This window comes from Butyrivibrio sp. NATIVEDY162 (assembly GCF_045999815.1).
Classification (GTDB): domain Bacteria; phylum Bacillota; class Clostridia; order Lachnospirales; family Lachnospiraceae; genus Butyrivibrio.
Genome location: NZ_CP172573.1, coordinates 3,397,250 through 3,422,269, shown reverse-complemented (window position 1 = coordinate 3,422,269; position 25,020 = coordinate 3,397,250). Strand labels below are relative to the sequence as shown.

At 41.5% G+C, this 25,020-nt stretch carries 18 protein-coding genes; 2 read left to right on the top strand and 16 right to left on the bottom strand.

What is annotated here, in order from left to right; translation table 11 throughout:
- Positions 1-4 precede the first annotated feature (4 nt).
- The 8 genes from pyrE to ACHCNF_RS14835 all read right to left on the bottom strand — a co-directional run bounded on the left by pyrE (position 5) and on the right by ACHCNF_RS14835 (position 8,755).
- A complete protein-coding gene (gene pyrE / locus ACHCNF_RS14870) occupies positions 5-697 on the bottom strand; it encodes an orotate phosphoribosyltransferase (RefSeq protein WP_408070522.1) in 693 nt (230 codons plus the stop codon).
- A gap of 97 nt (positions 698-794) precedes the next feature.
- A complete protein-coding gene (gene pyrF / locus ACHCNF_RS14865; protein WP_408070521.1) occupies positions 795-1,718 on the bottom strand; it encodes an orotidine-5'-phosphate decarboxylase in 924 nt (307 codons plus the stop codon).
- Positions 1,719-1,803: 85 nt separating this feature from the next.
- On the bottom strand, positions 1,804-2,577 hold the full coding sequence (locus ACHCNF_RS14860) for a response regulator (RefSeq protein WP_408070520.1): 774 nt from the start codon (positions 2,575-2,577) through the stop codon (positions 1,804-1,806).
- A gap of 60 nt (positions 2,578-2,637) precedes the next feature.
- The gene (locus ACHCNF_RS14855; RefSeq protein ID WP_408070519.1) at positions 2,638-5,667 is read right to left on the bottom strand and encodes an ATP-binding protein; all 3,030 of its coding nucleotides are present in this window, start codon (positions 5,665-5,667) and stop codon (positions 2,638-2,640) included.
- A gap of 22 nt (positions 5,668-5,689) precedes the next feature.
- Positions 5,690-8,047: an EAL domain-containing protein gene (locus ACHCNF_RS14850; RefSeq protein WP_408070518.1), complete on the bottom strand. Its 2,358-nt coding sequence runs from the start codon at positions 8,045-8,047 to the stop codon at positions 5,690-5,692.
- An 88-nt stretch (positions 8,048-8,135) separates the two neighbouring features.
- Positions 8,136-8,333 carry a hypothetical protein gene (locus ACHCNF_RS14845; RefSeq protein ID WP_408070517.1) on the bottom strand — a complete coding sequence of 66 codons (198 nt, stop codon included), beginning with the start codon at positions 8,331-8,333 and terminating at the stop codon, positions 8,136-8,138.
- Between the two features lie 186 nt (positions 8,334-8,519).
- The gene (locus tag ACHCNF_RS14840) at positions 8,520-8,570 is read right to left on the bottom strand and encodes a hypothetical protein (protein WP_408072248.1); all 51 of its coding nucleotides are present in this window, start codon (positions 8,568-8,570) and stop codon (positions 8,520-8,522) included.
- Entirely contained in the window at positions 8,567-8,755 is a 189-nt protein-coding gene (locus tag ACHCNF_RS14835; RefSeq protein WP_408070516.1) for a hypothetical protein, read from the bottom strand. Before ACHCNF_RS14835 ends, ACHCNF_RS14840 begins: the two co-directional genes overlap by 4 nt.
- 207 nt (positions 8,756-8,962) lie before the next feature.
- Between ACHCNF_RS14835 and ACHCNF_RS14830 the strand changes: the two genes are divergently transcribed.
- Positions 8,963-9,553 (top strand): YczE/YyaS/YitT family protein, encoded by a 591-nt coding sequence (locus ACHCNF_RS14830; protein ID WP_408070515.1) that lies wholly within the window; start codon positions 8,963-8,965, stop codon positions 9,551-9,553.
- Between the two features lie 144 nt (positions 9,554-9,697).
- Here the strand turns inward: ACHCNF_RS14830 and ACHCNF_RS14825 are convergent, their stop codons facing one another.
- The 5 genes from ACHCNF_RS14825 to ACHCNF_RS14805 form a co-directional block, all read right to left on the bottom strand.
- Positions 9,698-11,077, bottom strand: coding sequence for an AAA family ATPase (locus tag ACHCNF_RS14825; RefSeq protein ID WP_408070514.1), 1,380 nt, complete (start codon positions 11,075-11,077; stop codon positions 9,698-9,700).
- A 172-nt stretch (positions 11,078-11,249) separates the two neighbouring features.
- The gene (locus ACHCNF_RS14820; RefSeq protein WP_408070513.1) at positions 11,250-12,656 is read right to left on the bottom strand and encodes a GH25 family lysozyme; all 1,407 of its coding nucleotides are present in this window, start codon (positions 12,654-12,656) and stop codon (positions 11,250-11,252) included.
- A gap of 179 nt (positions 12,657-12,835) precedes the next feature.
- Complete coding sequence (locus ACHCNF_RS14815; RefSeq protein ID WP_408070512.1) at positions 12,836-13,633, bottom strand: fibronectin type III domain-containing protein; 798 nt, start codon at positions 13,631-13,633, stop codon at positions 12,836-12,838.
- The gene (locus ACHCNF_RS14810) at positions 13,626-18,344 is read right to left on the bottom strand and encodes a S8 family serine peptidase (RefSeq protein WP_408070511.1); all 4,719 of its coding nucleotides are present in this window, start codon (positions 18,342-18,344) and stop codon (positions 13,626-13,628) included. Before ACHCNF_RS14810 ends, ACHCNF_RS14815 begins: the two co-directional genes overlap by 8 nt.
- Positions 18,345-18,538: 194 nt before the next feature.
- Positions 18,539-19,420 carry a hypothetical protein gene (locus ACHCNF_RS14805; protein WP_408070510.1) on the bottom strand — a complete coding sequence of 294 codons (882 nt, stop codon included), beginning with the start codon at positions 19,418-19,420 and terminating at the stop codon, positions 18,539-18,541.
- A 191-nt stretch (positions 19,421-19,611) separates the two neighbouring features.
- Between ACHCNF_RS14805 and ACHCNF_RS14800 the strand changes: the two genes are divergently transcribed.
- On the top strand, positions 19,612-20,043 hold the full coding sequence (locus ACHCNF_RS14800) for a hypothetical protein (RefSeq protein WP_408070509.1): 432 nt from the start codon (positions 19,612-19,614) through the stop codon (positions 20,041-20,043).
- A 253-nt stretch (positions 20,044-20,296) separates the two neighbouring features.
- On the opposite strand, the gene ACHCNF_RS14795 is transcribed toward ACHCNF_RS14800, so the two are convergent.
- From ACHCNF_RS14795 to ACHCNF_RS14785, 3 genes are all read right to left on the bottom strand, one after another.
- A complete protein-coding gene (locus tag ACHCNF_RS14795) occupies positions 20,297-21,673 on the bottom strand; it encodes a sensor domain-containing diguanylate cyclase (RefSeq protein WP_408070508.1) in 1,377 nt (458 codons plus the stop codon).
- A 34-nt stretch (positions 21,674-21,707) separates the two neighbouring features.
- Positions 21,708-23,087, bottom strand: coding sequence for a GGDEF domain-containing protein (locus tag ACHCNF_RS14790; RefSeq protein ID WP_408070507.1), 1,380 nt, complete (start codon positions 23,085-23,087; stop codon positions 21,708-21,710).
- Between the two features lie 167 nt (positions 23,088-23,254).
- Positions 23,255-24,856 carry a hypothetical protein gene (locus ACHCNF_RS14785; protein WP_408070506.1) on the bottom strand — a complete coding sequence of 534 codons (1,602 nt, stop codon included), beginning with the start codon at positions 24,854-24,856 and terminating at the stop codon, positions 23,255-23,257.
- Between the last annotated feature and the right edge of the window lie 164 nt (positions 24,857-25,020).

The window sequence follows — 25,020 nt, the reverse complement described above, 5'->3', positions numbered from 1 at the left end:
TCAATTAATCAGCAGCAGCTCCGTCTGCTCCGTACTCCTTGTAATACTCATCGATGGCTTTCTTGGTGTTCTTGTCAATGATAACCTCGCCATCAAAGCTCTTGTTATAAAGATGTTCAACCACTTCCTGCATGGTTACGATAGCGCCTGCCTCAAATCCATATCTGTCACGAATCTCATCAAGAGCGCTCATGTTGGTCTCAAGACCCTTCTCCTGTCTGTTAAGGGAAACCATAAGTCCGACAATATCTGCATCTGCCTGCTCTCTGATGATTGGAACAGTCTCTTCTATTGATTTACCTGAGGTTGTTACATCCTCAATGATCATTACTCTGTCGCCATCTCTTAACTTGGTTCCAAGAAGAATTCCCTTGTCGCCATGGTCCTTAATTTCTTTTCTGTTTGAACAGTAACGAATCTCACGTCCGTAAAGTTCACTGATTGCAATAGTAGTTGCAACCGTAAGCGGTATACCCTTGTAAGCGGGTCCGAATAAAACATCAAATTCAAGTCCGAAGGTATCGTGGATTGCTCTTGCGTAGTATTCGCCAAGCTTTCTGAGCTGTGCTCCCGTAACGTAAGCTCCTGCATTCATAAAGAATGGAGATTTTCGTCCGCTCTTTAATGTGAACTCCCCAAACTTCAGAACATTACTGTCTACCATGAACTCAATAAACTCTTCTTTATACCTTTCCATTTTACCGATATTCTCCTTAAATATTTATATCTTTTATATGCTCTATAGTCCTGCTATAAAACATAATATCGTCATAATCCGTTTCTGACTTTATATCTTATTTGCCAAGTGCACCGGCAATATCTTCCTTCATATCAATAACTGCAGCTCTTGCTGCTTCTCCGAGAAGCTCCTTTGCAGGATCTGCAAATTTCTCATTTTTCCATGCGGCGATTATTCCTCTTGAGGAATTAACAATTGCGCCAAGTCCGTCCCTGTCAAAGAAGTGAACAAGGTCAGAGCCCTTGCCGCCCTGTGCTCCGTAGCCGGGAACAAGTATAAACGCATGAGGCATAATATCACGGAGTACCTTACCCATCTCGGGATAGGTTGCACCTACTACAGCGCCTATATTGCTGTAGGATCCGTCCATTGATTCCTGTCCCCATTTTTCAACAAGCTCTCCAACTGTCTCATAGAGAGGCTTACCGTCTGCTATCTTATCCTGAAGCTCACCGCTTGAAGGATTTGAAGTTTTAACAAGCACGAAAATTCCCTTGTCAAACTCGTTACAAACATTAATAAAGGGCTTAACTCCATCTGATCCAAGATAAGGATTAACTGTTGCAAAATCTGCATCAAAGCCCTTGACCAGTGTATCTCCCACCTTGGAAGCTCCAAGATGAGCAAGTGCATAGGACTCTGAGGTTGATCCTATATCGCCTCTTTTTACATCGGCTATAACAAGGAGTCCCTTTTCATGACAATAATCTATAGTCTTCTTGTATGCAATAAGACCGGGAAGTCCATACTGCTCATACATTGCTACCTGAGGCTTAACTGCAGGAACGAGATCATATATATGATCCACAATTTCCTTATTGAACTCGAAAAAGCTCTCTGCCACAGCATCTGCAGTCTGACCGTACTGTGAAAAGTTCTTATCAAGAATTCTTTTCGGAATAAAATCGGTCTTGGGATCAAGTCCGACAACAATAGGTGCTTCTGTCTTTTTAATTCCGTCAATCAGTTGTTTTATCATGGGATTCTCCTCTTAAAAACATTAGTTTTTATGAAATTACACTCCACGATAGTATACTTGATTTTCAGAGAAAACGCACCATAATTTATTTTTTATCTGAAAAAAATGCATCTATATTACTTATGAGCTTTGCCTTGGGCATTGTCTTAAGAAGATATTTCTCAGGACGCAGCGCCGCAACGGATATTACGCTCTCCTTGTCGCTCTTTGAAGTAAGGAACATCACAGGAAGGTCTTTAAGAGTCTCACTTTTTCTTATTTCCACAAGGACATGGGGGCCGTCCATCTGCGGCATCATATAGTCAAGAAGGACAAGATCTACGGTATTGCTCTGAAGGAAGTTAAGCGCAATTGTCCCGGAGCTTGCCATGTAAACCCTGTACTTAACCGAAAGCCAGGTCTTTATCATCCTAAGCATAGTGCCGTCATCATCCACCACAAGAATCTTCTTTTTCTGTTCCTCTCCCAGGGCATTGCTCTGAACAAGCATATCCAGCTGCTCTGATAGTTCATTAACGTCAAGAGGTCTTAAGAACCTCTCTGTTATCTTTATCTTAGAGATGAATTTTGAAGCATATTCAAGCTCGTCGGTTGTACCGACCTCGTACAGGAAAAAGCGCTCCCTGTCTATTGCTTCATCCAGATATTTTAGCGGCTCGATACCGTTTCTCTCAGGGCTTGCGGGATCTATGTCGTCAAGATACAGGACATACATCTCAGGTTTGTCCTCGACAGCAATAATATCCTCCTTGGTAAACTCGCACTTAATTACTGTATACCCTGCGTTTTCCAGTCCTTTGGCGATTGCACTTACCATAAAGCTTTTTTGTGATCCAATAAGTAAAACCCTTTTATCCATATTGTTTTCCTCTTACGGCGACTTTAAAGCCATTATACTGTTAAAAGGTTATTGTCATTCTCACTGCTCCTGCTGCAGAAGTTTTAGCAATCCATCCCTGTCTACAGCTGCAAGCAGTCTTTTAATTTCCCTATATGTGCTCTTAAAGTCATCCGGCATCCTGTAGTCATCCATCATGGATACCACATCATCTGCGCTGTCAAAATAGGAGCCCTCTACAAATTCCTTCAGACTTGTCAAAGCACCTTTGAGCTCTTCCGGTTCGATCAGAGGCTTATTGTCATCTTCCTTCCGCTCACCGTCTGCTTCATCTGTAAGAGGTGCCAGATATTCAATATATTCTCTGTAATTATCAAGAAGCTCCTGAGTGCGCCTGTCTATCTCATCTGTATTATTTTTCATTCCGCACTGCTCAAGGTACGCTGCCAGGTTAGACAGCTCTCCTGCACCGATGGCTCTCGCGGAGCTCTTAAGCCCGTGAACATAAGTCGTATAATTCTCAATATCACCAACATGCCAGGTATCCTCTATTGATTTGGCATTACTCTCTATGTTAAGTGCAAAATTTGTCGCCACATCTTTAAGGGCAGCAGGACCTCCGCAGTTGGTACATCCGGCTTCGTAGTCTATTCCGCCCAGATTGGCTACAATTGAAATAGCTGCCAGATCTGCAGCGCCTATTCCTTCAGACTCTATAACCTCATTAAATGACTCATCGGATGGTGTTATTATAAGTTCACGCGGAAGAGTCTTAAAAATCAGGTCCTCAAGCTTTGCCGAATCAACAGGTTTAGGAATATATCCCGCAAAGCCTTCCTTGAGATACAGCTCTCTTGCTCCGCTTATAACGTTTGCAGTAAGTGCATAGACAGGAACATCCTTATTCAGATTCTCATCCAGTTCCTTCATTGCGCGGATGGTTTCTATACCGTCCATCTTAGGCATTCTGTGGTCAAGGAAAATGATGTCATATTTGTTTTCACAGACCTTTTCCAGTGCCTCAAATCCGCTCTCCGCTACATCCACTTTGATCTGTGTCTGCTTTAGAAGTCCCTGCATTACTGTCAGATTGGCAACCGTATCATCAACCACAAGGATTCTGGCATCAGGAGCATGGAAGCTCTCATGGTATGTATCCTGCCCAAGAAGTGATTCCTCATAAGTTGCTGCAAAATCGCCAATGGGATTCCAGCTTACCACCTTCTGCTTTATTGAAAACGAAAATTCGCTTCCCTTCCCATATTCACTGCTTACAAGAAGTCTGGAATCCATAAGTGCCAGCAGTTTTTTCACTATATTCATTCCAAGGCCTGTGCCTTCGATGGTTCTGTTCCTGTCCTCCTCTATGCGCTCAAAGGGAGCGAAGAGCCTGCTCATATCCTCCTTGCGGATTCCTATTCCTGTATCCTTTACACTGAACCTAAGGAGAATATTTTCATCATCGACTTTTTTAAAGTCAATACTTATGGTGACACTGCCTTCATTTGTATACTTGATGGCATTGGTGATCACATTCATGGCGCATTGCTTTATGCGTATCTCATCGCCAAGGAGCATACACGGTATATCTGTCGATATATTGGTTTTAAGTTCTATGTTTTTATTGCCGTATATGCGCATATAAGCCGTGTTTACAAGGTCATTTATGAGAGAGCTGCTATCATACTCCACAGGAATTATCTCGGTCTTACCTGCTTCTATCCTTGAAAAGTCAAGAATATCATTCACAAGTCCAAGCAGAAGTTTTCCTGAGCTGCTTACATTCGAAGCATACTTTAGGATTACCGGATCCTTGCTCTCTCTTAATATCATCTCGTTAAAGCCAAGCATAGCATTAATGGGAGTCCTTATCTCATGTGACATACTTGAGAGGAAATTGTTCTTAGCCTCATTTGCCAGCTGCTGCGTCCTTAGTTCATCAGCAAGAGATCTCTGTGCCTGTATCATTTTAATGTAGCTGACCATGGTTTCCGCAGTCTTTTGAAAATTGGAATACATGTACTCTATCTCATCATCCGTATGGATATTGAGATTCCGCAGCTTTTCAAGGTTTTCATCAAGTCCCTTGGTTCCCTTGTCATAGAATGCCTGAACTGAATCCGCAAGAGCCATTATAGGCCTTGCAATCCTATATTGGGCAACCTGGTTTGCTATTACGCTCAAGGGTATTACCACCACTAAAATGAGAAGTATCAGCTTGGTGTCAAAAATCAAAGTATCGCTGTTTAATTCAATCGTCAGATAAGCTGGCTTTTTGGCAGCCTCTATCTTGCTGACTTCCTGCTCAAGAGCAATAATATTGGTCATCAGACTCCAGTCGATATTATCGGTTATCTCCTGCACTTCCTGACTGACATCCATCTCAACCGACTTTTTCATATTTGGAATAAGAGTATTGGCAAAAATGGCTGCTGTCAGGCCAAGGGTAACTGCCTGAAACAGAATGATGAGAGACACTGTCTGACTGAGTTTGCTTTTTCTGGTATCTGCCATTTTTCTTGTAAGAGGATCGACATCATTTCTGTAATAAACGCCACTGAAAAACAGAGCCTTTATCTTATCCGGGAGCTGCGAATACACAATATAAATTATGCCCACAGAAACAAATGCCTCCGGAAGCTCATTCATAAAAAAGAAAAAAGAGCGCGTGGGAATAAACTCCTGAAATCCTCTTCCTGCAAGGATTCCAAGGCATCCACCCCATACGCTCCCATAAAAGAACATATAAAAAAGCATCACACAAAAAGCAGTCCTTTTCTTTTTGAACAGCTCACTCATGGTGAAATAATGTGTAATTGCTGCCCCGAGAATATATATTCCGGTCACAAAGGCAAGCTCTTTATTAACTATGGTTTTCACCCCAAATAATATAAAGCACGAGATGATTGAAGGAATAATGCCTTCAAATGCCGTAAGTATGATCAGTGGTGAAAACTTAAAAAGATAGACAGAGGCATATTGAAAGGATGTTAGCTGATCTCCGTTATCTATATGAAGATTATTTTTTATGGTTAGTGTTGTGGTTAATGAAAATAATATTACCAGTACTATATGTCTGATAATTATCTGTCTGTCACGTTTCCGTTTCATGTCCGAGTCCTCTATAAATGCCTTACTTATACAGTATTCCTATCCCTTTTCCTGCATTCTTGGCAGCGCAAAGCGCTGAATCCGCTTTTCTGTACAGGTCATGGTATCCCCTGCCCTGATCAGGATGTATTACGTAGCCCGCAGAAACAGTAAACTTTATTCTGTCGTTATGAAATCCCACTTCAAAAGTATTGTCACAGAGGTCTGAAATTCTTCTTTCAAGATTATCGAGCTCGATATTTTCAACAAAAATCAAAAACTCATCCTGATCTATGTGACACACTATGCCATCCCTGCCAAAGATATCGTCAAGCCTTGCTGATATTCTTCTTAGCACCTCATCTCCGGCAAAGGTTCCGAATTTATCATTTATCGATTTAAAGTCATCAATGTCCGCCATGATAAGCGCAGACTTGCCATTCTGATGTCTGTAAAGTCTGTTTCTGATGAGCGGAACTGCTGTATGTCTGTTGTAGAGGCCTGTAAGAGAATCCCTCTCCGCCATCTGTCTGACAAGATCCTTGGACCTCTTGTACTCATCTATATCAAAAGAGAGGAAATACGCAATTACATCACCCTCATCCTCCATCATCTGATATATGGTATGAGTCCACCTCGGTGCCATTTTCACATCCACGATCCTGTGGAATTCAAAGTCATCAAAGGTTATTCCGCTATGATAAGCAAGTATCAGTCTCTCCTTGCTGAAAAAATCAGCAGCGCTGCTTTGCTCATCAACAATTACTGACTTTTCAACTATCTCATTAATCATCTCCTGATAAGACTCATGTCTGTGGTAAGACTTATCAAGTATCTTGCGCTTGCTGCTAAGGTGCACCCGCAGCAGTTCATCCTTACTGAGGTTTGCCACTATAAAAAATGAATGCTTCTGGAACTGCGAATAGGAATTATACTCAAGCATTGACACAAAGCCTCTGGCAGCAAGAGTAAGGTAGACCGGCGACTCCGACATAAAGAGCTCATCATCCTCAAAACCTACGCGATCCTCTTCCGCTTCTTCCTCTTCTTCTTTTTTGAGCTCAATAATATTTCTTTTCATTCCCAGAGCTTCATCATCTTCCGTCTCTGCTTTCCTGGCGGGTGAAACATCTACCTTCACCTCATCAAGATAGTCCAGACATTCTGTCTTGGTCATAGGTCTTCCAAAGAAGTAGCCCTGAGCTTTCTCGCATCCAACACGTTTTAGGAAATCCCAGGCTTCAAGTGTCTCAACACCCTCAGCAAGTGTCTGTATGCCTATCTCCTCCGCCATATTTATGACATTTTCCCATATAGCGGTTTCCTTGGGATTAGATCCGAAATTCTGGAGAAACTTCATATCAAATTTGAGCACGTCAAACTCATAATTTTTCAGCAGATTAAGTGACGAATAACCTGCTCCGAAATCATCCATCCAAACCTGGTATCCGCCTCGCCTGAATTTATCTATTGTTCCCTTAAGCACGTCCTGATTATCATCCAGGGCACTCTCAGTAACCTCAATATGTATGAGGTTCTTGGGAATATCATTCATACTAACCGCATCATTAACTACGCGGTACATATCTTTCTGATGGAAATCCGTGCGTGACAAATTCACGGAAATAGGATGTGGTTTTAAACCCTGATCCATGGATTCTCTGATATCCTCGCACACCTGCTTGATAACGTAAGCGTCAAGTTTATATATAAGGTGTGCATCCTCCAGAATGGGTATGAAAACACCGGGCATAAGGAAACCATGTTCCGGATCAATCCAGCGGGCCAGTGCCTCAAATCCGCATACTCTTCCCGTTATAACTCTTACTACGGGCTGATAGTACACATGAATATATCCATTGAGGATAGCTTCGCCTATGTTATGGATAATATAATGAGCAAGATCAAGCTGATTGCCCAGCTCCTTATCATAATATCTGAAAATGCTGTCGTAATTTTTCTTTATACTGTTGCATGCTATCCTGGCCTTATCACAGGCCATACTGATATCCGAATCATCGGGTTCAAGCTCATAGATACCTGCTCTAAGCTCTATACCGGCGTCCGGGTTATAGCTGTAAATGCGCCTTCCAAGGTCATCTATTCTGGCCTCTATACTGTTAAAATATGCCAGCGCAACAAAATGGTCGTCGGAAAATCTGGCAACCATCAGCTCCGGGAATATCTTAAGGATATGCTTCCCCATATTTTGAAGGAATCTGTCCCCTGCTTCAAAGCCGTATCTGGAATTATAGTTCTTGAAATTCTGCACATCAAAATAGATGATGGCGAACTCTCTCTCATTTCTGTTCCTGTCGTCCATCAGCTTCTGTGCATTTTTTCTAAAAGAATACAGATTTTGCAGACCTGTCAGCTGATCAATCTCTTCATTTCTTAACATAAACCCCTCACCAGTACAAAATGTAGCCACGTGCAGAACTGATGTAATATAAAGCCATGCATACTTCCTTTATCAGACAGGCATAGCTCTATTGCACTACCCTCGGCGCGTAATATTTATTGTTCTTATTTATTATCACAGGTGCCGTACTAAACACTTCATCCCCGATATAACACCTGTCCTTTTCTTCATCACATTCAAACTTTCTTCCGTCCGGATCGCCTTTTATAACCTCTTCAACAGCCTGCTCAATAGTCTCCTCCGGACTACACAAATAAATCTTCATTTTTTTCCTCCCGGGCCTACCTTAGTTAAAAACAGTATTTTTAACAATTTTAGCCTATTGTTATTCTACAACGAAACGGTTTGTAAATGCGCATGTTTATGCTTTTTTAAGGAACTATTCAGAATTGCAAAACATCACAGATCATCCAATTCCGAAGCAGATACCGGATTGGGATTTTTCCTGATATCAGTCTATTTCGCCCTCATCTATACTTTCCAATCCGCCGATGCAGTTTATAAGGGTTGATTTTCCGGAGCCTGAAGAACCGATTTTTGTTCACAAACCACTTTGGTTGAATATGTCACCGAAGCAAGTGTAGACGCAATGTACATGCCTATGGCAATAAATAATGCCATAAGCAGATAAGTACTTCTGTTCTTCCATATATCCCGAGGAATATTATTCTTTAAAATTCCCAGCACTCTTTTGAACCTCCGTTTTGAATCACCACAAAGGTAGGCAAGTTTTCTTACTTTACAAACAGAAAAAAATAAATCAAAATAGGTTTGTTGCTCTTTTGCAATCAACCGTTCTTTACACATTATGTGAAATACGAACCGTTATCAGGAGGTTATATAAAAATGAACATATCTCATAAGCTACAAAATTACTGTCATCAGGAAGGCTTTATGAAAAAGTTCAAACTAATGGCTATTGGTGTTATCCTTATGGGATTCTTTCTGTCATTCCTTATTGAAGTAAATCTCGGAACTGATCCTTGCACATTCATGAATCTGACAATATCAAGTAAACTCGGCATTCTTTTCGGAACCTGGCAGGTAATCCTCAATTCATTTCTTTTTATTTTTGTAATTCTGTTTGACCGTCATCAGATTGGTCCAGGTACTGTGGCCAACATGGTACTCATCGGCTACATCTCAGATTTCTGCAGATGGCTATGGAAAAAGACCATACCGGAATACATTTTCAGAGAATGGCCATACAGGGCCGTAGTTTTCATAGTCGCCCTCTTGTGCTTTGTAATAGCTGCTTCTCTGTATATGAACGCTAATATGGGTGTCGCTCCTTATGATGCTGTCCCTATTATTTTAAATAAGCTGGTGTTTAAAAAGGTTCCCTTCAAAATTGTCCGCATTGCTTTTGATGCATCAGTTCTGCTCATCGGATTTTTACTGGGCGGAAAAGTGGAAATCTGCACAGTCCTAATGGTATTCTTACTTGGACCCACAATTACTGCAGTAGGCAGATTTATCAAATAAATTATAGCACTACATTTTTCGATATTTCGTTAGTTTTATATATAATTAAGAAAAGCCTCAGATTTTATTCACTTTCTAAAATCTGAGGCTAAATCGGCTTTTTTTATATTCAGACTTCCCACATTCACCTTCCTGTGGGAAGTCTTAGTCTATCTTGCTGTCTGATGGCTCTTTGGGATTATCTTTTAGGGCATCATCAGAGTTGTCTTGTGCATTTATTTCTGATTTTGTTTCCGGTTTTTCATCTACTTTTTCTTCAGGCTTATCATCCTTTTTTTCTTCGGTCTTATCATCCGTTTTATTCAAAGACTTATCGATCAGATCATCTGAGGTTATGAGTCTTATGTCCTCAGGAGTGGGGTTCTCAAGACCGGCTATCCTTCTGGCCTGGTTGGTGACGATTTCCTCGAAGAGATTTCGTATCTCACGGGCGTTAGCGAAGTTTTCAAGGTGCGTCAGCTTTCTCTGGTTGATGAGTTCTCTAACATGCTTCCTTGCATCCTCTTCAAGCTCATACTCATACTTTTTGAGATTCATATTGAAAATCTTTTCAAGCTCATCAACGGAATAATCCGGGAATTCTATGTATTTATTGAAGCGGGACTTAAGGCCGGGGTTGGAATTAATGAACTTCTCCATAGGTTCGGTGTAACCTGCAACGATTACAACAAGGTCATCTCTGTGATCCTCCATTGCCTTCAGTATAGTATCAATTGCTTCCTGGCCAAAGGCGTCATTTTCCTGTGAGAGCGCATAGGCTTCATCGATAAAAAGCACTCCGCCAAGAGCCTGATTAATCTTGTCCTGAGTCTTAAGTGCTGTCTGTCCGACATAACCTGCTACAAGCCCTGAACGATCAACTTCAATAAGCTGTCCCTTAGAAAGGACACCAATTTTCTTATATATTCTGGAAATAATTCTTGCAACAGTTGTTTTACCAGTTCCCGGATTACCTGTAAATACCAGATGAAGTGATACCGGTACGGATTTCATACCCTCATCTCTTCTAAGCTTCTGAACCTTTGCAAAATCAGTCAGCTCCTTGACATCATGTTTTATCGATGTCAAACCTATCAGAGCATTTAAATCTTCCATGGGATCTGTCTCAGGTTCAGCAGGCTTTTCTTCCGCTTTTTGTACAGGATCTCCTGTAGCTGTCTGTGTCGGAAGCGGTGCCTTGGGCTTATTTGCATTCTCAAAAAGAGCACGGGCTTCATTTAAGGCTTCATCAGCAGACACACGTGAAGCAGCTTTTTCTTCCTTGTTTTTTGAATCACCTGATTCTGTATTGTTATCGGAATTGCCGCTTATCATACTGTTCTCAATCTCTGATAAGAGGTCTGCATTATTCATTTCAGGTCCTGTGATGTCTTTACCTTCCTTAACCTTTTCAAAATCCTCGTGGACCTTCTTTTCTATCTCTTCATTTTTCTTCGGATCATCGAATACCGGGGGCTTACCGTCTCCACCTGAACCGGGCCCGAAGAAATCGTTATACATGCTGTTTAAATAATTGTCTCCCATCTTAATCAAAACTCCTCTATAAATATATTAATACTGACCTTATTATATTAAGAGCCTCAAGCAGAAACTGCCTGAGGCATCTTATTTGTTAATCGCCTTTTATGACTTTTTGAACACAAATCGTAAAATGCGTTCAATATTCTATATTATTCTTCATATGTAGGCTTTTCTATCAGTTGTACCAGTTTGATGCATCACAGCGATTAGCTACGCCGTAGCCTGTACCGTTTGAAGTATACTGCCATGCAAACTTTGTTCCACCATATCCACAGAAGCCTCTGTAGTCGGCAACCCATACAGAGAAGGGAAGCTGTCCCATATCAACTCTGTTGTAGAGCCAGCTGGTAGAACCATACACACCTGCAGGGATTCCTCTTGCCTGAAGCTGAGCACAGGCTGCTCTTACAGCTGCTGTTCTCTGAGGCTTTGAAAGATTGTCAGATCTTCCACTTCCTGTTCCGCTGCTCTCTGTGTCGATAAATACAGGCATTGAAATGTTCATACCTGCGAGTTCATTGGCAATCCAGTTACCTTCCTCTGCGCCCTCTGCCTCATTAACCGCAGTAGTAAAGAAATAAACGGAGAAAGGTATGCCATGCTGCTGACAATTATATACATTACTTCTAAACTTTATGTCTTCGTTGAGTGATCCCTGCGAATATCCACGATAGCCCACGCGAATAATGACACCGTCGCAGCTGTTCTTAAGCTGCTGCCAGTTGTTTACTGTATTATGACTTGAAATATCTACCAGTTTTCCTGTCCTATAGGTAAGAGAAGAAACTGAAGTATTACCACCATTCTCCTTCGGAGCATTGGGATCAATTACCTTGATGTTGCACTTGGCAATCTTGTTATTTGAGCCTGCCTTGCAGTATACGGAGCATGTTCCATAGCCCTTGATTGAAACAAAACCTCTGTTGTTTACTGTAGCGACATCGCTGTTTGTTGAGCCCCAAAGTACAGGCGCATATGTATATTTCTTAGGCTTAACATTGGCTGTAAGCTGGAATGTCTTACCGAGCTTCTTGTAGTTCTTATTGGTAACATTGAGCTTGATGCTGCTCACCTTGCAGGTTTTTGCTACAGTCAGATGAATAACATACTTAACTCCGTCGCTCTTATTGGTAACTGTGATATCGCACTTACCGGCCTTTTTTGTTGTAACAACGCCCTTTGAAGTAACTTTAGCGACTTTCTTGTTAGATGACTTGAACTTGAAATACTTTTTATTCCTGTTGGTATCAATCTCATCATCATATCTGGTGGCTGCTATGACGAATTGCATTCCGGACATAACGCGTAGCTTCTCAGACTGAATATCCTCTGTCTCCTCAGCGTTCGCATCTGCTCCTGCGACGGGCGTCGTACCCGTGATACCTGTAGTAGAAGGACTAGGCACAGGTATTGTAGAGGAAGCATCGGATGAAGAATCCACCTCAGGTTCCTCGATCGTGATCTCCTTAGTGTAAACTCCCGAATACTTAAGTCCGGCAGCGCTTGCATTAAGCGCAGGAACTGCCATTGCTATAACTGCAGCAGAAAAAATCCCTGCTATTATTTTATTTGTCATTTTCATGAAATATTACCCCCGAGTAAAACAAAACTTTTATGTCAGCATAAGTATAACACAAGGGGAAGTAAGTATCTACACGTATTTTCGAACATAAATTACAATTAAATAGCCAAAAAAGGCCGCAGCATTTGCAGCTGCGGCGCTTTTATCGGTAACTTAAGATTGTAGTTACCTAGTGTCGGTTATCCGAAAATTCCAAGGAATTTCTTTACCTTAATAGATAATACATTGGATTCCTCAGAGTAAACTCTCTTGGAGCCTTTACCCTGATAGGACTTAATCTTGTAGTAATAGGTCTTGTTGTTACTTACAAGAATATCCCAATAGTTCCCGGAATTAGTGGAAGCAATCTCTGTGTACTTTCCGTTCTTGGATGTACTGCGAAGTACGATGTAGCCATCCGCATTCTTATCCTTTGTCCACTTCACATTTACCCCAAGAAGTGTCTGTGTAAGTGAATTGAGCTGGGGCTTTTTAAGCTTTTCTCGGCCAACAGTAACAGTATCCTCAAGTGTAGATGCTGCTACAACCTCTGCATCTTCATTGTTCAATCCATATACTACAGTCTTAACCACTGTGTCCTGACCATCAAGATTCTTCTTTACATCAAATGTAAGAGAGATCAGTGTTCCGCTTACGCTTTTTGCAGAATCATTAACGAAAGCATAAGCAATTCCCTTCTGGCCGGATTCCTCGAAATTCTTGTTGACATCAGACTCAGTAAAACGAATTCCTTGGGTATTCTTTTTTAAGGTAAGAACATTAGCATCATATAAAACTGCTACTCTTCCGTCAGAAACGGTTGTCTTATCAAGTTTTGCTGTATAGGTTACTGTCTGGTTATCAGCTTTTCCTGAAACAGTAACTGCTGTATGCAGCGGTGCGCTGTCTTTAGCGCTTACTTTTGCAGCGGGTAAAGCTGCAACAAGAACAAGCATTGCAGTCAGTAAAACGGCTGCTTTTTTCAATACTTTATTCATGGTTCTCTCCTCCTAACTCCTCCTGATTTACAGAATCGTCTGTTGAACTACCCTCCGCAGAGTCATCTTTGTTAGAATCGTCAGAAGTGTTCTCGTCTGCTTTCTGCTGTGCGCTGCTCTCAGTGTCATCTGATGTTTCAGAAGCACCCTCGGAGCTTTTAGCTTCATCAGCATTTTCCTTGTTACTATCCTGATTTTCTTCTACGTTTGCGTTATTGCTATCGTCTTCAGAGTTTTCAGTGTTTTCTTCCTTGGCATTTTCCTGCTTAGGTTCACTGTTGTCGTCAGAAGACTTGTCGTTGTTATCTTCTGTAGGCTGTGTTGCATCTTCATTATTTCCGGCATCCTTATCAGAATCATCTGCATTTCCATCAGATACTTCTGAAGGATCTGTTACAGTTACTTCAACCTTGGCTACAAGATGCTCACCCTTCTTGTTGGTAGCAAGAGTAGCTACCATAACTGTAGCTTTTCCTGCTGTAAGAGCCTTAACTACACCATTCTGATTAACAAGAACAACATCCTCATCTGAGCTCATCCATTCAACTGCATTGTAGCCCTCTGCAAGCCACTTAGGTCCAACTGTTGCTGTTACCTTAGCTGTATCGCCTACATTGAGTTCAAGGCTTTCTTTATCTACTGATAGCTCTGTTACAAATTTTGTATCTGCATGACCTGTGTTGTTGAAGCGATATACGGAAGCATTGCATGCATAGTCAAATACTTCTACATAGAATACATCCTCAGGAGCTTCAACAGAGAGAACTACGTCCTCATCCTTGTTCTGCTGGTTAACAGCATATCTTCCGATGATTGTCTTCTTGTCACTGCCAATAAGAAGTACTGCTGCTGTGTATCTGTTGTCATAAAGTGTAAGGTCGTATCCGCCATCTTTGTTCTTTACAGCATCTGCAACAACAGGATTGGTGTTATCGATTGCAACAGGTGTTGTCATGTAAAGTCCCTTACCATCAAGTGTTGAAGGATCCTCTACGTTGTCATAGTAGCTGGGTACTGCCTCAAGTGTGATATTAACTTCTGTTCCTTCAGGAAGAGGATTGCCTTCTGCATCCGTACCGGCCCAGTTAAGATCCTGTGCCTGAAGGTGGTTCTGCCACTGACCATCATAAATGAATGCGGCATAGTTCTCGTACTCTGTGTGCTTGAAGTACTCTTCACCTGTGTTCTTGTCTGTGATGCTAAGGATTACTCTGTTAGCATTTCTGATAAGTGTGTAATACTGAGATCCAAGTACTGTTCCATTCAGAGGACTAATAGCATTTCTGTCTGCAATATACTCGTCATCCTTTGCAAACAGGTTAGGAATATAGAAATCTTCTTCCTCATCACCCAGAGGATAAACTGAAAGGAAGTTTGTTCTTGCAAGTCCTACATAAGTAGAAGCATTTTCTGCATACTCTTCATCATGTACGTATTTCATGAAATCAAAGTTCTCAAACATGGATGAATCCATCCAGCTGCCATAGAATGCAAGGAAAGGAACTGAAAGCGGAACAACACCGTTTACATAAACGAAACCATCCACATACATTCCGTTCTCAAAACCTGCAAGATATTCTCTGTCGCTGTCTGAGAGGTTGATTGTTACATTAACCTTTGTAGAATCCTTAACCTGCATAACTCTGAGGCCAAAGTCAGCTACATCAGCTTTGTTCTTGAGCTGTTTTCCGAAAAGATATACATCCTTTGTATCTACGAGGCCATCTTTATTAAAATCGAAGTAGTCCTCGTGCTCTGTTACAAGTGAAAGCTCCTTAGAGCCGTTTACTACCTGAAGAAGAACCTTACGATCCTTGGAGTTAACCTTGCCGTCGCTGTTAAGGTCATAAACAAGTGCTGTATCATCAGCGGTAAGTGTTATCTCAGGATTGAGCTTATGTGAAGAACCTGCAAAGTATGTGATTCCTTCTTCATCATAGAGCTGCTCAGTAAGTACGCTTGCATCAAGTACGTAGTACTGAGGATTTTCAGACATATTGTAAACATCGAATGAGAAGCTGTAGCTTCCTGTTCTTTGCGGATCATCGCCAAGTACAACCTTAGCTTTTCCATCATTTCCATTCTTGTCACCAACAAGGATGTAAGAAGGTGATGTTACAGCACTGTGCACGTTAGCAAGACCTGCTCCCTGAGATCTGGGTGAAACCTCAAGTCCCTCGGGATCGTTGTCCTCATGAAGCGGGATTGCTGTACTCATGAGAAGTGACTGAGCAAGGCTGCGTACAGATATATCATTCTTATCAGCAAGCCCGTTCTCTCTGATGTACTGCTCTACAAGTGCACTCTGACCTGCGATTGAAGGTGCTGACATTGATGTTCCACTCATGTTGCCATAGGTTCCATCATCTCTTGTGGAGAAAATGTTTCCACCGGGAGCTGTGATCTCAGGCTTAAGGTCAAGAGATCCGGGAACACCGTAGGATGAGAAATCACTCATAGTGTAGCCGTCAGCTGCTTCATAGTTTGTTGTCACATTACCAATTACTTTAAGTGTGCCTTCGTATACTTTTTCAGATACCTGATTAGCACTCTTTGCAATAGCAAGTCCTTCTGCAAGTGTTATTGAAACTGCAGGAATAACAGCTGTGCTGCCCTGAAGTGTCATGCTGATTGTTCCGGGCTGATTGTTGTAGATAACAACTGCCTTTGCACCTGCTGCCTCAGCGTTCATCTGCTTCTCACCGAAGGTAAGTCCGCCTCTCTGAACGAATACGATCTTGTCTGCTACATCAACACCCTCGTAATCCTCAGGAAGTCCCTTTGCATCAAGGAATACATAAGGGTAATCTGTACCATTCTGGTCAGCAGAAGTATCAAGTGTCTGGAAACCGGGAGCAAGTGTATCATTTCCCGCTGTATAGAAAATGTTCTCACCATCCTCAGCAATGAAGTAGTTACCTGTAAATCCGCTGTTTACAGCACTTGCTACAGTAAATGCATTGTAGTAGGATCCGGGTGATCCGACTGTATCCTGGTTTACATCGCCTGAAAGGTTAACTCCGTAAGTAGAGTTATCAGCCCAGCGTCCTGCATTACCTGCTGAAATGGATACTACTGTGCTTGTGCCTTCGAGCTTTTTAAATATCTCATTTATATAAGCTTCAGAATCTGATGAGTAACCTGCAGCTGATGAACCAAGGCTAAGGTTAACAACATCAGCCTTAAGAAGAATTGCATCCTCGATAGCTGCCATGTAGTCATCAGAGTAAGCTCCGCCGTTTGTTCCGAATACCTTCATGGTGATGAGCTGTGCGTCAGGAGCAACACCTACTACTCCGTCATGCTGTCTGGAATAGCCTGTCTCAGCTTCGCTGTTGGGAACATAAGCATTTGCTGTTGCAATACCTGAAACGTGGGTTCCATGGTCGCCCTCATCATCATTGTCATGTGTTACATCAAGATTTTTATCAACATAGTTAAATGCATAAGGAATCTTGTCGCTAAGATATAACTGATCAGCGCTTACTCCCTCGCTTCTCTGTGATGCATTAAGGTTAGGTAAAACTGCCTCAATCTCAGCTGCATCAAGAAGATCATAATCCTCAATAGTTCTGCCTGCATCCTCTGCTGTCTCAGCAAGATGAGCATCGAAAGCAGCACCATCAAATGAAGGATGATCAGCATCGATACCTGTATCGATTATAGCAATTCTGGTACCTGCACCTGTGTAGCCTGTAGCCCAGGCCTCATAGCTTCCGATCATATCACCGGATGTAATGGTCTGCGGATCAGCTGTCTCCTGAGGATCATACTGTGTTGCTACATATACGGCAGCAACTCCGTCTACCTTTTCAATATTCTCAATGTCTTTGTATGCAACATCTGCTGATACAGCGTTGGTCAGAATTGAGAGGTTATAGTTAACATCAAGATCTTCTCCGTCAAGAGCTTCCTCTGAAATCTTCTCAACCTGCTCCTCCTGCTGAGCAACTATGTTCTCTGAAAGATTCATAGCTGCATCATTCTCAGCAAGATTCTCTGTGTCATAGCCTGCATCAAGTACACTGTCACCTTCCATTACGATGATGACACGTGTCTGTTCCTCGGGATCTTTTTCCTCTACAGGAATATCAGCTGCTTCTCCCTCAAGAGCTGTTGAAGGATCCTCAAGGCCCTCCTCTTCGGGATCTACTTCTTCAAATAAAGGAGCGTCCTCATCATCAGCCTCTTCAGACTCAGCGTCTTCAGCATTTTCATTCTGCTCACTGTTTTCGCTTGTTCCATTGTCTGTAGCCTGAGAATTATCAGTCTCTTCTGAACCGGCCTTTACATCTGCATTGTCTGAAGCGGTCTCTCCTGCGTTCTCAGTTTTATCAGATGCATTCTCTGCACCTGCTTCTGTCTGGCTGCTCTGATTGTCATCAGCATTAGCAGTATCTTTGTTTTCGTCAGAATCCGATGTTTTTGCTTCTGTTTCGCTCTCTGCGTTTGAAGATTCTTCATTTGAAGCTCCTGTGTTTGAAGCTCCTGAAGCTGATGTAGCTTCATCTTCTGACTTTGAAGCTTCTTCTTTTGACTTTGAAGCTTCACTTTCTGTCTGGGAAGCTTCATCTGTTTTTTCAGTCACTGTAGCAAGTGACTGCTCCCCGTCTCCCACAGAAGCCGCAGATGCTGTGATCGTAGGTGATACCGCCAGTGAAGCAGCAAGAATCACAGCCAGCGCCTTTTTAGGGCAAACTTTTCTTTTCATACACTTTCCTCCGTTTTTATATTTTGTAAAACATTTTCAGCCGGGATATTTTTAAATAAACTCAGCTATTATTCCCCCCCTCGAAAATATCCAAGTTACATATCCCTGCCATAAATGATTACTTTCTGTGGTGATTGTACAAAGAGTCACCTGGACTCTTTGTGCGCTATTTCCGATGTTATTCAGGATAATAATTACTTTTTTCTGAAGATAATAGCTGCTCCGATTGCAACAATAGCAATTGCAGCTACTACAGTCACTCCCACAAAAGGTGACGGCTTACTACCCGTATTCTGGCTGTCATCGTATACAGATGCGGCCACTTCCGAAGATGTCGCCTCTGAATCAATGGCTTCTTCGTCTGTGTTTTCAGATGATTCATCTGCATTGGAATTTACTGATGATTCATTTGCGTTGGTATTTACTGATGATTCATCTGCATTGGAATTTACTGATGATTCATTTGCATTGGAATTTACTGATGATTCATTTGCGTCGGTATTTCCTATTGATTCATTTGCGTTGGTTTGTTCAGTTTTATTTGTTTTTGAAGAATCTACTTCCGATTCTTCTTTTGACATGTCTACAGATGAAGACACCTGCTTCGACTCAGAGTTTTTTTTTGACTGTTCTTCATTTTGAACAGCCTGATTAGAAGTCTTTGTATCATCACCATCTGTAGCATTTGTAGTCTTACCGATTTCAGTCTGAGTATTATCCTCGCCGGACTGCTTCTCATTGTTATCAGTCGGTCTGGCTGTTGTCTCCACCTTTACACGCTCAACCTCAGTCAATTGTTCAATTGACCTGCGCTCGGCAGTATTAACAACACAAACTATGGCATGTCCCGTCTCATCCTGCCTTGTTACTTCAAGCTTTTCTCCGGACAGCACATTATCTTCGATAAGTTTTATTCCATTTTCAATTGTGATATTTTCAGAAAAAACAACATAGACATGTTCCGTTACAGATTCAGAATTATTCACTCCATTACCTGATGGAATTTCAACCTTCTCCCCATTCAGAGCGCCCGGAACATCAAAGCCCTCAACTTCTTCAAAATTAACTTCTTCCATTCTTCTCCCCTGTGCCTTCAGGCAATTTGCAAACTGAATTTTTGCTGTCTTTTTGCCGGAATTTATATCAACGAAGGCGCTTTTGGCATTTAACGCTTTTAAGTGTTAAAGCGTGACATGTATTTAGTTTATCCATTAGATATTTTGGTGTCAATATATTATTGAGAGGATTTTTTTATAGGAAACTATAGATGAATTATATAGATTTTGGTGATTATGTTCTGCTACTTTCTTATCCTTTGCTGATTGTAGCAGAATTGTTTAAGCCATTCCTACTGCCACTATCCGCTTTTTTCCTGATAGTAGCAGAATCTAATTTACTTTTCGTTCTGCCACTATCCGCTTTTTTCCTGATAGTAGCAGAGTCTCATTTGCTTTTCGTTCTGCTACTATCTCATACCTTGCCAATTGTAGCAGAATTATTTAAGCCAATCCTTCTGCCACTATTCGCTTTTTTCCTGATAGTAGCAGAATCTAATTTACTTTTCGTTCTGCCACTATCCGCTTTTTTCCTAATAGTAGCAGAATCTAATTTACTTTTCGTTCTGCCACTATCTCATACCTTGCCAATTGTAGCAGAATTATTTAAGCCAATCCTTCTGCCACTATTCGCTTCCCCCTGATAGTAGCAGAATCTAATTTGCTTTTCGTTCTGCCACTATCTCATACCTTGCCAATTGTAGCAGAATTGTTTAAGCCAATCTTTCTGCCACCATACGCTTTCTCCCTGATAGTAGCAGAATCCTGACTGCCGATCTTTCTGCCACCATACGCTTTCCCCCTGATAGTAGCAGAGTCTCATTTGCTTTTCATTCCAGTGTAGCTTTAAAAGCCGGCAGCACTCCTAATCTTCTTACCAGCTAAGCATCATCACCCTTATAATGTTCTGCTCTTTAGCTCAGGATGCTCTTTATAGAATTCTTCCTTGTCCTTGTACATTTCCTGATCGGCCATTTTCATGGAAATACGGATATCATCACCATTTAGGGAATAATGATATCCTATAGACATGGTAATATCAGCAGGATACGTGGTTTTTTCACGCAGCTGCTTTATTTTTTCCATGAACTCTTCTGAAGGCAGTATGCTTATGACGGAAAATTCATCACCGCCTGCCCTGTATATTTCTTCTTTATCAAAAACAGATGAAATTATGTTCGCAGCTGACCAGAGCATCTGGTCGCCGGCTTCATGACCGTATTTGTCATTCATGATCTTGAGACCATTTAAATCTATAAATGCCACGCCATATGGCTTAAGTCGAAGATTCGCATTAGATACAAATTCATCAACACGCATATTCATGGCATTTCTGTTGTATACACCGGTAAGGGAATCTACATTGCTAAGAATTTTCATCTTTTCCATAAGATTATTATTGGCAAGCTCTGCCGCAAGGAAAAACGAAGTATGTTCCAACAGCTCCTTTATCTGGATAGTTCTACTCACATCAAAATTGATCACATAAAGATAACCTATAATACTATTATTCTGGAAAAGAGGCACAAAACAAAGGCTATCCGCACCGGCTCCTTTAAGTGAATCTGCCCATTCCGGATTGCGTTCTCTAAGTACCCCCATATCTGCTTCATCGGTTATAAGCAGGCAATTACTCTGTCCAAGAGTTTTCGCCCAGGTTTTTACTACTTCAGATGGTATCGCTTTTATCCTTCTCTCGTGCTCATCTCTGTCAGCATCTTCTGACATTCCGCTGATAAATTTAAGTCTCTGCGTCATCTCATCAATGCTTACTACCGTCACGCTTTTTGCACTGCATTTTTCATACAGTTCTTTGACAACCGCATCAACAGCCACATTGAAACTATCTGCGGTTCTGAAAACAGCACAACTTTTTATCACAGATTCTGCCGTATCCATGGTAACATTGCCAATTCTGTCAGGATCAGCATCATCTGTAATTTCATAAGTAAAAATACAATAGCCTATGTCATCTCTGTCCGAAACAAGGGGAATATAGAACTGTTCCATCCACTTATTAATTGTCTTGGATTCTACGTAGGTATGAATCTCCTTGTGCTTTAAAGCCGAAGAACTCACAAAATGCTCAAATTTTCTCTCACGTGGGAATAATTCACTATAAAGAATTCCATCATAATATTTGGGCATAGAATCCCTATACCCCTTATTAGCCGCAACTATGTGAAGTTCACCAATTTCATCATCCGCAAGCTTTTCCACAGATATAATGCAGGCTGTACCAGCTATGGAATTAACTATTTCTGAAAAATTCATATGTGTCTCCACCAGTAGAACACAAAAACAAATATCACAGTTTTCTACTCTTCAATTCAGGGTGAGCTATATAAAACTCTTCCTTATCCCTATACATAGAAAGATCTGCATCTCTCATGGCAATTCTTATATCGCCACCGCTTCTGCAATAACGATTCCCAATGGACATTGTAATCTCTGCTGGATAACTTGTCTGTTCGCGCAGTTTTCTGATCTTTTCATTAAACTCAGACTCTGAATCCTTCGTGCAGATTATTGTAAATTCATCTCCGCCCGCCCTGTAAATCTCGTCTTCACCGAAAATTGAGGATATAATCGATGCAGCACTCCACAGCATCTGATCTCCTGCTTCATGCCCATACTGGTCATTTACATATTTTAATCCGTTTAAGTCTATGAAAATCACACCGTATGGCTTAAGTCTAAGCTCCGGTTTTGTGACAAATTCATCTACTCTTAAGTTCATCGCATTTCTGTTATACACACCGGTAAGTGTGTCTACATTGCTGAGCTCTTTCATCTTTTCCATGAGAGTGTTATTTGCAAGCTCAGCTGCAAGGAAAAATGATGTATGCTCTATAAGCTCCTTAATTTCTATGGTTCTTGTCGTATCAAAATTCACAACGTAGATATATCCGATAGTAAGTTTGTTCTGATAAAGCGGGAAGAAGCATATGCTTTTAACTCCATTGTCCTGAAGAGATTTAGCCCACTGGGGATTCCTCTCCTCCAGACTTTTCATATCTGAATCATTAGCAATCATTAGCCCGTTACTCTGTTCGATAGTCTTATCCCAGCTCTTAACTATCTCCATAGAAAGTTCCTCTATATTGCGCTCCCGCTCAGCTTCGGTCTGATTGCTGGCTATGCCGCCTATGTATCTAAGCTTCTGTGTAAGCTCATCGATGCTGACAACAGAAACTCTCTCAGCCGCACATTTCTCAAACAGTTCCTTTACGACCTCATTTACAGCCACCTTGAAACTGTCTGCTGTTCTGAACGCGGCACAACTTTTTATAACAGAAGAAGCGGTATCCATGCTGACATTACCCATCCTGTCCGGATCTGCCTCCTTTGTCATTTCATACGAAAAAATGCAATATCCCACATTTTCCTTATCCGATTCCAGTGGAATATACACCTGATCCATCCACATGCCTATGCCCTTCGCATCTACATATGTATGGATTTGCTTGTGCTCCAGAGCAGCAGAGGCAAGGAAATGCTCAAATTTTCTCTCCTTAGGAAAAAGTTCAGTGTAAGGCATATTATCATAATAGCCCGGCATCGAATCTTTGTAAGCCTTATTGGCAGCCACAATGCGGACCTCTCCGATATTATCCCCCGGAAGCTTTTCCACTGACATAACGCAGGCTACAGTTGTAATAGTATTAATAAGCGTTGAAAAATCCATATATATTCACCTTATTCGCTCAGATTAAACCACTTAACCATACAACTCTATTTTATATGAAATACCGATAATAAATGCTAAAATAACTATTAATTTTTTCGAATATTCTGCTTATGACAAGCATTGCGATGATTACAGCTTCCGGGAAATAACAAAATCAGTGTTTTTTATTTGAGAGCTTCTCCATTCACATATAAAGTATATCCATTTGTATTTACATTTGAGACATCACCATCAAAAGAAGTTATATAAGTATCCTCAGTAAGTGTCCAGGTACTGTTATCATCGATGGAAACTTCGACTTTACCGATTTCTGTGGAAACAGTATCGCCTTTTGCATTAGTAATTTCTCCGCTAAAAGTACCGGTAAATTCTGATCCATTTGTAAGATTGACCGTCAAATCTGAGTCATCACCTACAAGGATGGTACCCTCTAGTGTCTGACCACTGGCATTTAATGTAGCTGAGTTTGTATCTCCCTTCCAGCCATCAGCACACACGGAAAGCAGGATGTTTGCAGCATCCTCATTGACTATATTTACATCACTCAAATTGATCACCGCACTGGTATTGGTCACATGAAAAACATGTCCGTTTTTACTGGTAAGTGTTCCTCCATTCATGGTGAAGGTTGATGTACCACTGTCAGCGTCTCCTGACATTGACTGATAAATCATTATTGTGTCATAAAAAGTCGCATTGCCATTGGTATCTGTATTATTAGCAGTCATATTGCAGTCATTTAAGGTAATAGAATTAATGCCTTCTATACAGACACCTTCAGATAGATTTGAAATTAGCTCCGAATTAGAAACTGTAATATCAGCAGTTGAATAAATAGCAGGTGATCCAAGACCATTTGTAGTATATGTTCCCCCATCAACGGTAACTGTGCCGCCACCTCGGTCTGTTCTGATAGCAGCTGATGACCTTCCGCTGGTCTCAACAGTAAGGTTTGATGCCTCAGTGATTCCGCCACCCGTTGTCATAATTCCGCCTGAGCCATCGCCTGTAGTAGTTATTGTAGTATCAGAGATTACCACTTTAGTTCCATCGCCCTCAGCTCCATTCTTACCGCCATTTCCTCCATATGAGAAAACTCCGTTAGCTCCATCAGCATCTGATGTAATGGTTCCTCCTGTGATAGTTGTGGTTGAACCGTCTTTTACCAATACAGCTGCATTCAAACCATAGAAATTACAATTGTCTCCTCCATCAGAATCACCGGCCTTAGTTACTGTTGCATCGGTTATACTTACGTCTTCTGATGTGCTAACCATAAGTGCACTTTCATCTGCTGTGGTGCTAGTGTAGTTTTCGCCACTTTGAGTGTCTGCACCTGTAATCTCTGTAGCTGCCTTGTATTCAATATCTGCGCTACTGCTTCCACCGCCAAAACCGCCACCACCCTCAGGAGGATTTCCGGGTGCTTCGCCATCCGGTCTTTCTCCGGGAGCTCCATCAGGCGCTTCTCCTTCGGGCTTTTCTCCGAGTGCTCCATCAGGCGCTTCCCCTTCAGGCTTTTCTCCGGGAGCTCCATCAGGTGCTTCTCCTTCAGGCTTTTCTTCAGATACTCCGCCATTACTTCCTTCTGTTGCCCCGTCAATATTTTCTGAATTGTCTTCATCCTGAGTCACAACGTCCTCTGCAGCCACAGAAGCTTCATTATTTGCCGTGCCTGCTCCAGTCTGTCCACAAGCTGTCACTACAGCACACATTATAGTTATAATTGATATTGATAAATATCTCCTGATTTCTTTTAATCTCATTTCAATTCTCCTTATTCTTTGCTTATCAAGTACTTTACTTGATTTTCTATATGATGAATTATAAGAATGAAAACTAAAATAAACCTAAAAGAAAAGCGGCGCAAAACATAACGTTTTGCGCCGCTGAATTATAAATGTTTATTAACTAAGCTCGAAAAAACCTC